The following is a 15992-nucleotide window of genomic DNA, read 5'->3' as shown; positions in this document are numbered from 1 at the left end:
GATTTTTTGGCTTTGTAAACAAGTTAAAAACTAAATATCTGGTTCTAATAAATGTCGATTTACATAGGATGTAATATTGAATGACAGCCTTAATTTGAATCGTCCGAATTAACCGAATAGTCCGTAAAATTAATGTTTCCGGTGATAGGGGGGGTTGATAATGCGCATTAAAGTCACCACAAATCGTCCGTGTTTAATTCGCATGTTTTGCGGGACACTGGAGCCACCTGTTCAATGGAGCGCCCCATGACCGCCAGCGCAGAAAAATTCACACGCCAGACCCTGCTCGACGTCCAGCCGTTGACCCCGAACCTGTTCACTCTACGCACGACTCGGGATCCAGGCTTTCGCTTTCGTGCCGGACAGTTCGCCCGGCTAGGGGTCACCAAGGCCGATGGCAGCACCGTATGGCGTGCTTATTCCATGGTCTCTTCACCCTATGACGAATTCCTCGAGTTCTTTTCCATTGTGGTGCCGGGCGGCGAATTCACCAGTGAGCTGAGTCGGTTGGGCGAGGGCGATACCCTGCTGGTTGACCGTCAGGCCTTTGGTTACCTGACGCTTGACCGTTTTGCTGACGGACGTGATCTCTGGTTGCTATCCACAGGCACCGGCGTGGCGCCGTTTTTGTCAATCCTGCAGGACTTCGAAGTCTGGGAGAAATTCGAAAGAATCATCCTGGTCTACAGCGTGCGTGAAGCCAGGGAGCTGGCTTATCAGGAGCTGATCTCGGGGTTGGCGCAACGTGACTATCTGGCCGAGTACGCACACAAGCTGCAATTTATCGCCACTGTCACGCGCGAGGAGCATCCGGGTGCCTTGAATGGCAGGATCACAACGCTGATCGACAATGGCGAACTTGAACGGGTAGCGGGTGTGGCGCTGACGGCCGAGCATTCGCGGGTCATGCTTTGTGGTAACCCACAGATGATCGATGAAACGCGAAAACTGCTGAAACAGCGCGACATGCACTTGAGCCTCAGCCGACGCCCCGGGCAGGTGGCAGTGGAAAACTACTGGTAAAAAAACGGCGCCACGAAGGCGCCGTTTTTGCGTGCATCAGATCATTCAGGCCGATTGTTCTGGGCCTTCAGCAGATCGCGGATCTCACCCAGCAGCTCTTCTTCCTTGGTCGGAACAGGCGGCAGGGTGGGCGCAACGGCCTCTTCGCGCTTCAAGCGGTTGATGGCTTTGACGCCCATGAAGATCGCGAACGCGACGATGATGAAGTCGATCATGCTCTGAATGAATTTACCGTACGCCAGCACCACCGCGGGAATGTCCCCGTTGGCAGCCTTGAGCGTAATGGCCAGGTCACTGAAGTCCACCCCACCGATCAGCAGGCCGATTGGCGGCATGACCACATCGCCGACAAAAGACGAAACGATCTTGCCGAAAGCGGCGCCTATGATGATCCCGACGGCCATGTCGACCACGTTGCCTTTGACCGCGAAGGCCTTGAACTCACTTATCACGCCCATAGGTTATTTCCTTGTTACAGATGAGGTTGGTAATGCAGTGTAAATCAGCCAAAGGCTTCTCGCCCGAAACAACTGCTTACAGAGCTTGCCTGCTATCGACCGGGTCGTCGAAAAAAAGTTTACAAAATGCCATCATCCTTGCGATCTGTCCGTGGTGACCGTTTCATTGCGGGGACGTGCTTTATCGGTGTCAGCCTGTTCGGCCTGCTAATAGTCGGATCGTTTCAAAGTTTGAAAGGGAAGCGGTTGAATGGATGTCGACTTGTTGTATTGAGTAATAGGAGCTCTGAAGTTTTACATTGTTAGTTGGAGTGTATAAGCCGTCGGTTCAGGGCAAGTTGTACATGCTGTTAAATTGCCAGTAAGTTGGTGTGTCTTGCCAAGACAATAATATTGAAGAATATGTTGTACGTTTTCCAAGCGAGATTTAAATGGTTTGTACAGCTTTTCAATGTTGTTGAAAGGGCCGTCCGGATTTTAATGGGAGTGTCGATACGCAAAGTTGTACAGATTTGTGTGCCGTCACTCGACAGTCCCGGCAATCGTAAAAGTTTCGGCCCAAGTTTCATTGGGCAACTGCTTCGCGCCGAATCAGTCCAGCTGAGCTATCATCGCGTTTTTTGCCGGGAGTTCAGATGGCCAAGGCCAAACGCATGTACGGCTGCACCGAGTGCGGCTCAACCTTCCCCAAGTGGGCCGGCCAGTGCGGCGAGTGCGGGGCCTGGAACACCTTGACCGAAACCATGGTCGAGAGCGGCGGGGCTGCGGCCCCCAGCGGTCGCACCGGCTGGACCGGCCAACAGGCGCAGATCAAGACCCTGGCCGAAGTCAGCGTCGAGGAAATACCGCGCTTTTCCACCGCGTCCAGTGAACTGGACCGGGTCTTGGGTGGCGGTCTGGTGGACGGTTCGGTGGTGCTGATCGGCGGTGACCCCGGCATCGGCAAATCAACCATTCTTTTGCAAACCTTGTGCAACCTCGCCAAAAGCATGCCGGCGCTGTATGTCACCGGCGAAGAGTCCCAGCAACAGGTGGCCATGCGCGCCCGGCGTCTTGGATTGCCGCAGGATCAACTGCGCGTCATGACCGAAACCTGCATCGAAACCATCATCGCCACTGCCCGGGTCGAAAAGCCCAAGGTCATGGTGATCGACTCGATTCAGACGATCTTCACCGAGCAACTGCAATCGGCACCGGGCGGCGTGTCCCAGGTTCGGGAGAGCGCGGCATTGCTGGTGCGCTACGCCAAGCAGAGCGGCACGGCGATTTTTCTGGTTGGCCACGTGACGAAAGAAGGTGCGCTGGCCGGTCCGCGCGTGCTGGAGCACATGGTCGATACCGTGCTGTATTTCGAGGGTGAATCCGACGGTCGCTTGCGCTTGTTGCGGGCGGTGAAGAACCGTTTCGGTGCAGTCAACGAACTGGGCGTGTTCGGCATGACCGACAAGGGCTTGAAGGAAGTGTCCAATCCGTCGGCGATTTTTCTGACCCGTGCTCAGGAAGAAGTACCGGGCAGTGTGGTCATGGCGACGTGGGAAGGGACCCGACCGATGCTGGTGGAAGTCCAGGCGCTGGTGGATGACAGCCATTTGGCCAACCCGCGCCGCGTCACGCTGGGACTGGATCAGAACCGGCTGGCGATGTTGCTGGCAGTACTGCACCGCCATGGCGGCATTCCGACCCACGATCAGGACGTGTTCCTCAACGTGGTGGGTGGCGTGAAGGTGTTGGAAACCGCTTCGGACCTGGCGCTGATGGCGGCGGTCATGTCCAGTTTGCGCAACCGGCCACTGCCCCATGATCTGCTGGTGTTCGGTGAAGTCGGTTTGTCTGGCGAAGTGCGCCCGGTGCCCAGCGGTCAGGAGCGTTTGAAGGAAGCCGCCAAGCACGGCTTCAAACGGGCCATTGTGCCCAAGGGCAACGCGCCGAAAGAGGCGCCGCCGGGGTTGCAGATTATTGCCGTGACGCGTCTGGAACAGGCTCTCGACGCATTGTTCGAATAACCTCCATCATTGCAGGAGCCAGCAAGCGGGCTCCTGCAATGGCATGTTCACACCTCTATAAGCGCACCCAATTCCCGCTCCATCGCCTTCTGATCCCCCAGATTGAGTTCGATCAACCGCCGCAGGCGCTCGATGGAATCCAGGCTGATGTGTCGGCAGACGAAACCCAGCTGGCCGTGATCGTCGTGCGTTAGCTGCACATCCATCTTGATCTCGACGTCTTTATTCAGATGAATGTCGACGGAAAAAGCCTTTGCCCGATCGCCCAGCCACGGCTCGGGTTTTTCGATCAGCAACCCCTTGAGTGACAGGTCAATCAACTTCACTGGCCAGATGAAGTCCCCTTGGCACAGCTCTGTTCGGGCGTCGAACTCAATACGTTTGAAGCGGCGGCGATCGGCAGGGTGTTCACTCATGGCGCAATCCTCTGAATGTTCGCTGACTATAGACCCGCATTGTCAAAGCCTGCCAGCCCAGAGGGCGTCCAGACCAACGTCGGGGTATGGCCTTTGCCGTCAGCCGAGCTAAACTCGGGGTGGCTGTCTTTCTTGTCCACCCTGGCTGGAATAAAAAAATGAAAAATAATAATAGCCTGCTACGCCACCTACCCTGGCTGCTGCTGGCAATCGTAGGCGCGTGCGCCCTTGGTGTAGTGGCATTGCGTCGCGGCGAGGCAATCAATGCCTTGTGGATTGTGGTCGCCGCCGTGGCCATTTATCTGGTTGCGTACCGTTACTACAGTCTGTTCATCGCTAACAATGTGATGCAACTCGATTCGCGACGGGCCACCCCCGCCGTGCTCAACAACGACGGTCTGGACTACGTACCGACCAACAAACACATCCTCTTCGGTCACCATTTCGCGGCCATCGCCGGCGCAGGTCCGCTGGTCGGTCCGGTATTGGCGGCGCAGATGGGCTACTTGCCCGGCACGCTGTGGCTGATTGCCGGCGTGGTGCTGGCCGGTGCGGTTCAGGACTTCATGGTCCTGTTCATGTCCACCCGCCGCAACGGTCGCTCCCTGGGCGATATGGTCCGTGAAGAAATGGGCCGCATCCCCGGCACCATCGCGCTGTTCGGCTGCTTCCTGATCATGATCATCATCCTCGCGGTGCTGGCGCTGATCGTGGTCAAAGCCCTGGCCGAGAGCCCGTGGGGTATTTTCACGGTGATGGCGACCATCCCGATCGCGATGTTCATGGGCATTTACATGCGCTACATCCGTCCGGGTCGTATCGGTGAAATCTCCGTGGTCGGCGTATTGCTGCTGCTGGGGTCGATCTGGCTGGGCGGGCAGATTGCTGCCGATCCGGTCTGGGCCAAGGCGTTCACCTTCAATGGCGTCCAGATTACGTGGATGCTGGTCGGTTACGGTTTCGTGGCCGCCTCGTTACCGGTCTGGCTGATCCTGGCGCCACGTGACTACCTGTCGACGTTCCTGAAAATCGGCACCATCGTGGCTCTGGCGATCGGCATCCTGATCACCATGCCAGAGCTGAAAATGCCGGCATTGACCCAGTTCGTCGATGGCACTGGTCCGGTGTGGAAGGGCGGTCTGTTCCCGTTCCTGTTCATCACCATCGCCTGTGGCGCGGTCTCGGGTTTCCACGCACTGATCTCGTCCGGCACCACGCCAAAACTGCTGGATAACGAAGTCAACTCCCGTTACATCGGTTACGGCGCCATGCTGATGGAATCCTTCGTCGCCATCATGGCGATGGTCGCCGCGTCGGTGATCGAGCCGGGCGTCTACTTCGCCATGAACAGTCCAGCGGCAGTCGTCGGTGGTGATGTGGTGGCTGTGGCTCAAACCGTCAGCAGTTGGGGTTTTGCAATTACTCCGGAAGCGCTGCAAGCAGTGGCCAAGGACATCGGTGAAACTACCATTCTGGCCCGCGCGGGCGGTGCGCCGACCCTGGCGGTCGGTATCGCGCAGATCCTGCACAGTGTCCTGCCGGGTGAAAACACCATGGCGTTCTGGTACCACTTCGCGATCCTGTTCGAAGCGCTGTTCATCCTGACCGCGGTAGACGCCGGTACCCGTGCCGGACGCTTCATGCTCCAGGACTTGCTTGGCTCCTTCGTACCGGCGCTGAAACGCACCGAATCCTGGACGGCCAACCTGATCGCCACCGCCGGTTGCGTGGCGATGTGGGGCTGGTTGCTGTACCAGGGCGTGATCGATCCGCTGGGCGGCATCAACACCTTGTGGCCGCTGTTTGGTATATCCAACCAGATGCTGGCCGGTATCGCGCTGATGCTCGGCACCGTCGTGCTGATCAAAATGAAACGTCAACGCTACGTCTGGGTCACGATGCTCCCGGCAGTATGGCTGCTGATCTGCACCACCACGGCCGGCTTCATCAAGCTGTTCGACGCCAACCCGGCGATCGGCTTCCTGTCGCTGGCGAAGAAATACAGCGATGCGCTGGCCAACGGTCAGATCCTCGCCCCGGCCAAGGACATCACTCAGATGCAACACGTGATCTTCAATGCCTACACCAACGCAACGCTGACGGCACTGTTCCTGTTTGTGGTCTTCAGTATCCTGTTCTATGCGCTCAAGGTCGGTATTTCCGCCTGGGGTACCAAGGAGCGTACGGATAAAGAAGCACCGTTCCAGGCGCTGCCTGATGCGTAATCGAGGAATGCACGATGTTCAATGACCTGAGTCGCCTCGGTAAATACCTCGGTCAGGCCGCGCGCCTGATGGTCGGCATGCCCGACTACGACAACTACGTCGAGCACATGCAGAGCAAACACCCGGACAAACCGGTGATGAGCTACGAAATGTTCTTCCGGGAACGTCAGGAAGCCCGTTACGGTGGCAAGGGTGGGCCCAAGTGCTGTTGACCCGGTTGCCGGATTAGCAGCAACCCCTGTGGGAGCTAACCTGCCAGCGATGGCGGCTGAACATTCAACATCCTTGTTGATTGACAGTCCGCCATCGCTGGCAGGCAAGCTCCCACATTTATTTTGTGTTGATACTTTAACTTTGTGAGACAGGAGATCCAGTTTGTCCTCTCCCATCCCGGTAACAATCCTCAGCGGCTTCCTTGGCGCCGGCAAGACCACGCTGCTGCGCCACCTGCTCAAAACCGAGCACGGCCTGAAAATTGCCGTGATCGAAAACGAATTCAGCGACGCCGGCATCGACACCCAACTGTTGGGTGATGAGCCGGTGCAAGTGATGACGCTGTCCAACGGCTGCGTCTGCTGCACGATTCACACTGACCTGACCAAGGCGCTTTACCTGTTGCTCGAACGCCTGGACAGCGGTGAAATCGCCTTCGACCGCCTGGTGATCGAGTGCACCGGCCTGGCGGATCCGGCCCCCGTGGCGCAAACCTTTTTCATCGACGAAGAATTGCGCGAGCGTTACATCCTCGATGGCATCATCACCCTGGTCGACGCGGCGCATGCCGATACTCATCTGACCCAAACCATCGCCCAGGCACAAATCGGTTTTGCCGACCGCTTGCTGGTGAGCAAGCGCGATCTGGTGGACGAGCCAACGTTCACCGCATTAAGCGAACGCCTGACCCGCATCAACCGTCGCGCGCCTATCCGCGTGGTCGACCACGGCAAGATCGACCTGGCCGAATTGCTCGACGTGCGTGGTTTCAATCTCAATGCCGACCTGGGTGGCGGCGTGAGTTTGCGCCCGGTCAGCAAGGCGCCTTCCATCGACCGCATTTCCAGCCTGGTGCTGCGCACTGACAAGCCGCTGGATATCGACAAGCTCAGCGAGTTCATGAACGAACTGCTGGAAGATCATGGCAAGCAACTGCTGCGCTACAAAGGTGTGTTGAGCATTCTCGGTGAGCCGCGGCGGATGGTATTTCAGGGTGTGCTGAAGTTGTACGGATTCGATTGGGATACGGAATGGGCGGACGGCGAGGCGCGTGAAAGCGTGATCGTGTTTATCGCCGATGATCTGCCGGAAGAGAAAATTCGAGAGGGCTTTGCGCGGGTGGCCGCGGGCTGAAATATGTGTAGCGTCAGTGATGACGCTATCGCGGGCTTGCCCGCGATGGCGATCTAACCCGCAACACGATTCTGGCTCAGGCCCGGTCCCGTGCTCAGCAATGTTTCCTCCAGATAATCCAGATGCCTGCTGAGCAGCATGACCGCCTTGACTGCCTCGCTACGCTCTACTGCATCCAGAATCCCTGCATGCACCTGCCAATCGCAATAACCCTCCACCTGCACCTCAACCTGCGCAATCGCCAGCGAAGACAGGGGCACAAGGCTGCCCAGAAAATGCGCCAATGGTGCATTCCCCGCCATTTCCGCCAACTTCAGATGAAACTCCCCCGACAACCGAATCGCCGACCCACGCGCTGCACAGTGACGCTCGCTATCGATCAGGGCTCGTAGACATTTCAAGTCCTGTGACCGGGGCTGCTGGCACGCCAGCCGCACCACCATGGTCTCAGTCAACCGCCGGGCATGCAGTGTCTGCCGAATCAACTCGCTATCGAGCATGGCGACGCGGGGGCGATGGTTGGCCCGAAGGACGATGACCTGCTGATGGGACAGTTGCGTCAACACCCCGCGAATCTCACTGCGGCGAACACCGAACATTTGCGCCAGGCTCTCTTCAGTAAAGCGGCTGGCAGCATGGAGGCGTTGCTCGAGAATGGCGTCGAAGACTCGCGAGTAGAGATCATCCGCCGGCGGAGAAAAGGGCAGGGCGACAAGAGTGTGTGGTGAAGCGAAGCTGTTCATGGCCTGTCTCCGGTTTTATAGGTTTCAACTGCCGAGGTTGTCGTCCGGAATATTCAATTCGATGCCCATCCGCTTTCCTTCGCGAAGGATATGGCGGCGCATTTCGGCACTGGCCTGGGCGCTGTTCTTGCTGCGAATCGCGCGCACCACGGCTTCGTTCTCTTCCAGACGCTCAGCCAGATGCTCGGGGGAGTTGCGCAACACCTGTGCGCTTTGCTTGAGGGCATTGCTCGTCTGCTGCACCACGCTCTGGAAGATCGGGTTCGAGGTCAGGGTGAACAGCTCTTCGTGGAAGGCGATGTAGGCGTTTACGCCCGCCTCGCTGTCGTTGGCCTCCAGGGCTTCGCGCATGTCCATCAACGTCAGGCGCAGTTGCCCGACTTCCTTGCTGCTGATGGATTGCGCCACCAGGCCGACGATAAACGGCTCAAGGGTGTAGCGCAGTTGCAGCACATCTTCGAGGCTTGCACCGGCCACCGCGCTGTCGTGGCTTTGGCTGTCACTCAGATGGGCGTCCAGCACCACCACGCCTTTGCCGGGCATCGAACGCACCAGGCCGAGGGTCTCCAGCACGATCACCGCTTCGCGCAGGCTAGGGCGGCTGATGCCCAGTTGCTCGGCCAGTTCACGCTGGCCCGGCAACATTTCGCCGGAGCGCCACTGACCACGGGCCAGGGCGGCCCGAAGTTTTTCTACCACTGAATTGACGACGGTTGACGAGGTAATCACTGTTCGCTCCAAGTCGCGATGAATGTGCCCGCCCGCAGGCAGGCACATGTTGTTTAAAATTCCTGCTGATGCGCCGGGGCAACCGGTTTTTTCGGCTGGAAGGTATAACCGACCTGACCCGAAAGCACTTTATTTGCCCGTTGGATATCGATGTCTTTTTCCCAGCGTGCGATGGCCACGGTGGCAACGCAGTTGCCGATCAGGTTGGTCAGCGCGCGGCCGATGCCCATGAACCAGTCCACCGCCAGCACCAGCACCAGGCCGGCCACCGGAATCGCCGGAATCGCGGTCAGCGTCGCCGCCAGAATCACCAGCGCCGAGCCGGGAATCCCGTGGGCGCCTTTGGACGTGATCAATGACACCAGCAGAATCGTCAGCAGATCGGTCATGGCCAGCGGCGTACCGGTGGCATTGGCGATGAAGACGATGGCCAGGGTCAGGTAGATCGAAAAACCGTCCAGGTTGAACGAGTACCCGGTTGGAATCACCAGGCCCACCGTCGAGCTGCCGATGCCCAGATGCTCAAGCTTGCGCATGATTTGAGGCAGCACGGCGTCGGACGACGCGGTGCCCATGACGATCAGCAATTCTTCACGCAGGTATTTGAGCAAGGGCCACATCTTCAGGCCCGAAAGGCGCATCACCAGGCCGAGAATCAGTGTCACAAACGCCACGCAGGTCAGGTAAAACAGACCGACCAGGCTGCCCAGGTGTTGCAGCGAATCCAGGCCATATTTGCTGGTGGTGAAAGCGATCGCGCCGAACACGCCGATCGGCGCCAGGCGCACGATCATGCCCATGATGCGGAAAATCACGTGGCTGAGCTCGTTGATCAACCGGGAAATACCCGATGCCGCTTCGCCCACCAGGTTCAGCGCGCTGCCGAACAGCACCGAAAACAGCAGCACTTGCAGAATGTTGTTCTCCGCGAAGGCGCCGATGACCGAGCTCGGGATCAGGTTCATCAGGAACTGCGAGGTGGTTTGCATATGCTGACCGCGCTGGGCGATGTCGCCCATGTCGGCGGCGGACAACTGCTCCAGATGAATGTTCGCGCCGCTGCCGATGCCGGTGGTGAACGCGAACACCAGGCCAATCACCAGGGCAATGGTGGTCAGCACTTCGAAGTAGATCACCGATTTCAGGCCGATGCGCCCGACCTTCTTCAGGTCGCCGGCTCCGCTGATGCCGCTGACCACCACGCAGAACACGATCAGACCAATGAGCATCTTGATCAGCTTGATAAAGCCGTCACCGAGCGGTTTGAGCTGGGCGGAATATTCGGGAAGGGTCAGCCCGCAGACGATGCCGAGCACCAGTCCGAGAACCACTTGGAGGAAGATTGAACGCGAGCACCATCTGAGCATGGGAGGAATCCTGGTCGGTGTCCTGGCTGCCGTGCGCGGGGCGCATCAGATTCAGGACTTAATTATTGTGGTCTTACCGGTATGTCCAGTGCAGGCGCAGTCTACGCTGGATTTTTTCAGGATTACAAGGGTAAGCAGACAAATTGGCATTACCGGTCTGACCAGTGGTGCTGGTCCCGTAGGAGCTGCCGTCAGATTAGCCGTCAGGAATTTCAGTCAAAAAAAACCGGCCATCGCTGGCCGGTTTTTTCATTGCTGCGGTTTAGCGGGCTGATTAAGCGCCGTACACCGGCAGCTTCTTGCAGATGGCCTTGACCTTCTCACGAACGGCGTCGATCACCGCTTCGTTGTTCAGGTCAGCCAGGATGTCGCAGATCCAGCCGGCCAGCTCTTTGCACTCAGCTTCCTTGAAGCCACGAGTGGTCACAGCCGGAGTGCCGAAGCGCAGGCCGGAAGTAACGAACGGGGAGCGTGGATCGTTTGGCACGGAGTTCTTGTTCACGGTGATGAACGCTTTGCCCAGAGCGGCGTCGGCGTCTTTACCGGAGATTTCCTGCTTGATCAGCGACAGCAGGAACAGGTGGTTTTCAGTACCGCCGGAGACCACGTCGAAACCGCGCTCGATGAATACGCTGGCCATGGCCTGGGCGTTTTTCACCACTTGTTGCTGGTAAGCCTTGAACTCAGGTTGCAGGGCTTCCTTGAAGCAGATCGCTTTGGCGGCGATCACGTGCTCCAGCGGGCCACCCTGGGCGCCCGGGAATACCGCGGAGTTCAGCTTCTTCTCGATGTCGGCGTTGGCGCGCGCCAGGATCAGACCGCCACGTGGACCGCGCAGGGTCTTGTGGGTGGTGGTGGTCACCACGTCAGCGAAAGGAACCGGGTTCGGGTAGACACCAGCGGCGACCAGACCGGCCACGTGGGCCATGTCGACGAACAGGTAAGCGCCAACCTTGTCAGCGATTTCACGGAAGCGCGGGAAGTCCAGGATCTGCGAGTACGCAGAGAAACCGGCCACGATCATTTTCGGCTTGTGCTCAACGGCCAGACGCTCGACTTCGTCGTAGTCGATCAGACCATTGGCGTCGATGCCGTACTGAACGGCGTTGTACAGCTTGCCGGAGGAAGAAACGCTGGCACCGTGGGTCAGGTGACCACCATGGGCCAGGCTCATGCCCAGGATGGTGTCGCCTGCTTGCAGCAGCGCCAGGTAAACGGCGCTGTTGGCTTGCGAACCGGCGTGTGGCTGAACGTTGGCGTAATCGGCGCCGAACAGCTCCTTGGCGCGGTCGATAGCCAGTTGCTCGACGATGTCGACGAACTCGCAACCACCGTAGTAGCGCTTGCCCGGGTAACCTTCGGCGTACTTGTTGGTCAGTACCGAGCCTTGAGCTTCCATCACCGCAGGGCTGGTGTAGTTTTCCGAAGCGATCAGCTCAATGTGCTCTTCCTGGCGCTGAGCTTCTTGCTCCATGGCGGCAAAGAGATCGGCGTCGTACTTGGCAATAGTCAAATCACGGCTGAACATGGCGGTCCTCAAGGATCGGGGCAGAAAAGGGGGGCATTCTAACCCAATGGGTTTTAGATGGCATATGAAAGGAGATCATGTCGCAGACAAGTGGGCTTCATGACGGGATCAGCGGTGATCATGCCGGCCTGTGGCGAGGGAGCTTGCTCCCGTTGGGCTGCGAAGCGGCCCCAAAAATCTTGTGAGCGCTGCGCACTCAAGCGGGAGCAAGCTCCCTCGCCACAATAATTGCGCTTCAGTCGAACATGAACAACGCATCATTGCTGAACTGCGCTTCAAACCGGCCCGCCGGCATCGGACGCCCGAACAGATACCCCTGAACCTCATCGCAACCATGCTCACGCAGGAAGTCCAGTTGCTCATGGGTTTCCACGCCTTCGGCGATCACCGCAAGATTGAGGCTGTGGGCCATGGCGATGATCGCCCGGGCAATCTGCGCATCCTGTTCACCTGAGGGCAATCCGTCGACAAAGGTGCGGTCGATTTTCAGTACGTCGATCGGGAACTGCTTGAGGTAGTTGAGCGATGAATAACCGGTGCCGAAGTCGTCGACCGCGATGCTCAGCCCGAGGTTTTTCAGCCCGGCGAGAATCTGCATCGCCTCGCTGACTTCGCGCATCAGGATACTTTCGGTCAGTTCCAGTTCCAGGCACGCCGGCGGCAGGCCGGTTTCCTTGAGAATGGTGGCGATCCGCGTGCCGAGCTGGCCGTCGGAGAACTGCCGGGCGGAGATGTTCACCGAGACCTTCGGCACCCGCACCTTGGCCTGATGCCAGGACTTGAGCTGACGGCACGCCTCGCTGATCACCCAGTCGCCAACGTCCACCACCAGGCCGAGTTCTTCGAGCACTGGAATGAAGTCCCCCGGCGGCACCAGGCCACGGCGTGGATGACGCCAGCGCAGCAAGGCTTCGGCGCCGGTCAGGCGTTTGCCGTCGCCGCTGAACTGCGGCTGGTAATACAGAACGAATTCGTTTTGCTCCAGGGCGTGGCGCAAGTCGCTTTCCAGCTCCAGGCGCTCGAGGGCGCTGGCGTTCATGTCGGCCTGATAGAACTGGAAGTTGTTTTTGCCGCGTTCCTTGGCGTGGTACATCGCGGTGTCGGCGTTCTTCATCAACTGACTGAGTTCGTTACCGTCCTGCGGACTCAGGGCGATGCCGATACTGGCGGTGACGAAAAACTCGCGGCCTTCGAGCACGAACGGTTTCACCAGGCTGGCGAGGATCTGCTCCGCCACGTGTATCGCCCGGTTCAGGGCGATTTCCCGATTGATGCGCGGTTGCAGCAGCAGGGTGAACTCGTCGCCGCCCATGCGCGCTACGGTGTCGTCGTCATCGACGCAACCGAGCAGGCGCGTGGCCATTTCCTTGAGCATGCGATCGCCGGCAGCGTGGCCCAGGGAGTCGTTGATCGGCTTGAAACGGTCCAGGTCGAGGAACATCAGCACCACCCAGGACTTCTGCCGTTCCGCCGATTGCAAGGCGGTGTGCAGGCGATCCTGGAACAGCGTGCGGTTGGGCAGGTGGGTCAGGGCGTCGTAATAGGCGAGGCGGTGAATCCGTTGTTCACTGGCCTTGCGCTCACTGATGTCGCTGAAGAAGCACACGTAGCTGGCCAGATCGCCTTCGTCGTCGAGCACCGCCGTGATGCCGACCCACGCCGGGTAATGCTCGCCATTGCGTCGCTTGAGCCAGACTTCGCCTTCCCAGGTGCTGTGCTGGTTCAGTTGCTTGAGCACATAGCGCAGATGCGCTTCCTGCTGCTCGTCGACGGTCAGCATGTTCGGTAACTGGTCGAGCACCTGCTCCACCGCATAGCCGCTCACGCGACTGAACGCTTCGTTGGCCTGGACGATGTAGCCCGCCGGGTCGGTGATCAGAATCGCCGAGGTCGAGTGTTCGAATACCGTGGCCGCCATGCGCAGGTCTTTCTCTGCGCGGCGTTGTTGGCTGATGTCGCGACCGACACCGAGCACGCCTTCGAAGGCGCCGTGTTCATCCCAGACCAGCACCAGGCGCAGCTCGATAGGAATCTTGCGCCCGTCGGCCCGCAGGCAATCGAACAGGAACAGCTGGGTTTGCACCTGACTGCGCAGCAACGCCAGTTGGTCGGGCTTGTCCAGCGCCTTGCTGACGCGGTCCATCAGGCTGTAGATACCGGACAATTGCTGTGGGTTGGCAATGGTCGTCTGCCAGCCGTTCTGGAAGATCCAGTCGGTGTCGTAGCCCAGCACGGCCTGCACCGACGGGCTGACGTAGTTGAGCGAGAGCTTGCTGTCGGTGGAAAAGATCACGTCGCTGATGCTTTCGGCCAGCATCCGGTAACGCTGCTCGCTGTCGCGCAGGGACTCGCTGGCTTCGATCTGCTCAGTGATGTCCTTGGCCACACCGATGATACGGGTGACCTGGTCATGTTTGTCCCGCGCCAGCGCCTGCTCACGAATGTCGAACCGCCGCCATTGGCCATTCCGATGACGGAAGCGCAGTTGGCATTGCAGCAATTGGGTGTAGCCGGCGTGACGCTGGGTCTGGCGCGAACGGTGGTAGTGGTCGGCATCTTCGGGGTGCAGGAGGATTTCCCAGAAGTACTCGCCCATCTGGTGCAGCTCGGTGCGGTTGTAGCCGAGTGTCTGGCCCAGGTGGTGGTTGCTGAAGATCATGCGCTGGCTGATCACGTCCTGCACATACAGATGATCCGGCACCGTGCGCACCACATCGGACCAGAACCCTTCACGCTCGAGCAGCGACAATTCAATGAGCTTGCGGCTGGTGATGTCGTTGATGCTCAGGATCACCGCTTTATAGTCATCCTGGTCTTCCGGCAGGCGCAGCACCAGCCACAAGTGCTGGTCGCGACCGTTGGCGTCCGGGAGTTTTATCTCCAGCTCGAGCTGTTTCTGCTGGTTGAGCACCGCGTCGAGCACTTGATTGCCGATGGCAGTGCCGTCCAGCGGATTGCCGTCGATCAGCAGTTTCCAGGCTTGTTCGCAGGTGTTGACGTTGAGCAGTTGCAGGGCAACCTGGTTGACCTCGGTGATGCGCAGTTCCTGCAGCAATTGCTGCCGTTGCTCCGCAGATTCCAGCCAGCCACGCAGTTGTTCGCTGCTGTGCAACCGGGCTTTGTCGAACGCCTGCTTGAGCCCCGACACGTCAAGTACACACAGCGCCACGCCGGTACCTTCGAAAATATCCTTGTAGCGCCGACGACCTTCAGTCACCTGGCGCTGACGGCGGCGCATGTTCAGCAGGGCAATCAGCGGCAGCAGGGAGAGCGCCAGTCCCAACAGGCATTTGCCGATGAACGCCGGTAACAATTCCTCAATCACGCGCTTGCGGTCGAACAAACCGCGCAATTGCCAGTCGCTGCTGCTCAGGGGAACCGTCAGCACGCTGTTGGCCACATCCTCTTCGGTCAGCTCGCCCGGCTTGGCCGAGGGGCGCGAATCATCGCGACTGATGACTTGGTGGTTGAAGCGGTTTTCCACCAGCCACATTGGGCGGATGCCGGTTTCGTTCTGTTTGGTCAGTGACGAGAAAAAGCTCGGCTTCAGGCGCAGGGCCCAGTAGCCACGCGTGCTGCCGCTGGACTGATGCAGCAGCAAGTGCACCGTCGAACCGTTATCGGCGTTGCTGAAATAGTGGGCCTGGCGACGGCTGTGACGAACCAGGTCGGCGAGGTAGTCGGCGTCCTCGCTGTCGGTGGCGCTGTCACTGAGGATTTTGCCGGAGGGACTCAACAGCGCAAGACTGATCAGGTCGGGCAAGGATTTTTGCAGCTTGCGAAGCAACTCCTGCTGTTCGTCGGCGCTTTGTGGCTGTTCGACGATCGGTAGCAGATTGAGGGCGATCTGCGCGTTGAGTGCCATGTTCAGGCTGACTTGCGCGGCCAGATCGGCGGTGTAGTCGATGGTGTACTGACGCTGGTTTTTCTGGGTTTCGCGCAGCTGATCCAGCAGTTGCCAGAACAGCAGGGCGAGCAGCAGCAACACCAGTGTCGCCAGCGCACCCTTCAAGGTTCCGCGCAGGGGGGAGCCGGGCGCAACAGTCGGTGCACGGGGGATCAGGGGCGGAGTGACATTGGACAAACTGTAATCCTGCGGTTTGGCTGGACTGGCGCGACGTGCACTATAAGCCGGACGCCCGGAGGGCGGCTA

12 protein-coding genes are annotated in these 15992 nt (G+C 59.0%); 5 read left to right on the top strand and 7 right to left on the bottom strand.

Annotated elements, in window-relative coordinates; genetic code table 11:
* Positions 1-246 precede the first annotated feature (246 nt).
* The gene (locus B723_RS00600; RefSeq protein ID WP_017340884.1) at positions 247-1023 is read left to right on the top strand and encodes a ferredoxin--NADP reductase; all 777 of its coding nucleotides are present in this window, start codon (positions 247-249) and stop codon (positions 1021-1023) included.
* A 41-nt stretch (positions 1024-1064) separates the two neighbouring features.
* Here B723_RS00600 and mscL read toward each other — a convergent pair whose 3' ends face one another.
* On the bottom strand, positions 1065-1481 hold the full coding sequence (mscL, locus tag B723_RS00595; protein WP_017340883.1) for a large-conductance mechanosensitive channel protein MscL: 417 nt from the start codon (positions 1479-1481) through the stop codon (positions 1065-1067).
* Between the two features lie 635 nt (positions 1482-2116).
* On the opposite strand from mscL, the gene radA reads away from it, so the two are divergent.
* Complete coding sequence (radA, locus tag B723_RS00590; RefSeq protein ID WP_008040321.1) at positions 2117-3484, top strand: DNA repair protein RadA; 1368 nt, start codon at positions 2117-2119, stop codon at positions 3482-3484.
* Positions 3485-3531: 47 nt separating this feature from the next.
* Here radA and B723_RS00585 read toward each other — a convergent pair whose 3' ends face one another.
* Positions 3532-3900 (bottom strand): PilZ domain-containing protein, encoded by a 369-nt coding sequence (locus B723_RS00585; RefSeq protein WP_017340882.1) that lies wholly within the window; start codon positions 3898-3900, stop codon positions 3532-3534.
* Positions 3901-4058: 158 nt separating this feature from the next.
* On the opposite strand from B723_RS00585, the gene B723_RS00580 reads away from it, so the two are divergent.
* The 3 genes from B723_RS00580 (at position 4059) to yjiA (ending at position 7472) form a co-directional block, all read left to right on the top strand.
* Positions 4059-6125 carry a carbon starvation CstA family protein gene (locus B723_RS00580; protein ID WP_017340881.1) on the top strand — a complete coding sequence of 689 codons (2067 nt, stop codon included), beginning with the start codon at positions 4059-4061 and terminating at the stop codon, positions 6123-6125.
* Between the two features lie 14 nt (positions 6126-6139).
* Complete coding sequence (locus tag B723_RS00575; protein WP_008052036.1) at positions 6140-6337, top strand: YbdD/YjiX family protein; 198 nt, start codon at positions 6140-6142, stop codon at positions 6335-6337.
* 163 nt (positions 6338-6500) lie between these two features.
* Positions 6501-7472 (top strand): GTPase, encoded by a 972-nt coding sequence (yjiA, locus tag B723_RS00570; protein ID WP_017340880.1) that lies wholly within the window; start codon positions 6501-6503, stop codon positions 7470-7472.
* Positions 7473-7525: 53 nt separating this feature from the next.
* On the opposite strand, the gene B723_RS00565 is transcribed toward yjiA, so the two are convergent.
* From B723_RS00565 to B723_RS00540, 5 genes are all read right to left on the bottom strand, one after another.
* Positions 7526-8215 (bottom strand): GntR family transcriptional regulator, encoded by a 690-nt coding sequence (locus B723_RS00565; RefSeq protein ID WP_017340879.1) that lies wholly within the window; start codon positions 8213-8215, stop codon positions 7526-7528.
* Between the two features lie 24 nt (positions 8216-8239).
* Positions 8240-8944 carry a FadR/GntR family transcriptional regulator gene (locus tag B723_RS00560; RefSeq protein ID WP_031319131.1) on the bottom strand — a complete coding sequence of 235 codons (705 nt, stop codon included), beginning with the start codon at positions 8942-8944 and terminating at the stop codon, positions 8240-8242.
* 53 nt (positions 8945-8997) lie between these two features.
* Positions 8998-10311 carry a C4-dicarboxylate transporter DctA gene (locus B723_RS00555; RefSeq protein WP_017340877.1) on the bottom strand — a complete coding sequence of 438 codons (1314 nt, stop codon included), beginning with the start codon at positions 10309-10311 and terminating at the stop codon, positions 8998-9000.
* 274 nt (positions 10312-10585) lie between these two features.
* Positions 10586-11839, bottom strand: a complete 1254-nt coding sequence (gene glyA, locus B723_RS00545; protein ID WP_017340875.1) for a serine hydroxymethyltransferase — start codon at positions 11837-11839, stop codon at positions 10586-10588.
* Between the two features lie 235 nt (positions 11840-12074).
* A complete protein-coding gene (locus tag B723_RS00540) occupies positions 12075-15923 on the bottom strand; it encodes a bifunctional diguanylate cyclase/phosphodiesterase (RefSeq protein ID WP_017340874.1) in 3849 nt (1282 codons plus the stop codon).
* Positions 15924-15992 lie beyond the last annotated feature (69 nt).

It is taken from the genome of Pseudomonas fluorescens NCIMB 11764, from assembly GCF_000293885.2.
Classification (GTDB): Bacteria; Pseudomonadota; Gammaproteobacteria; order Pseudomonadales; family Pseudomonadaceae; genus Aquipseudomonas; species Aquipseudomonas fluorescens_B.
The sequence above is the reverse complement of the archived record's forward strand: the minus strand, read 5'-3'. Positions and strand labels throughout refer to the sequence as shown.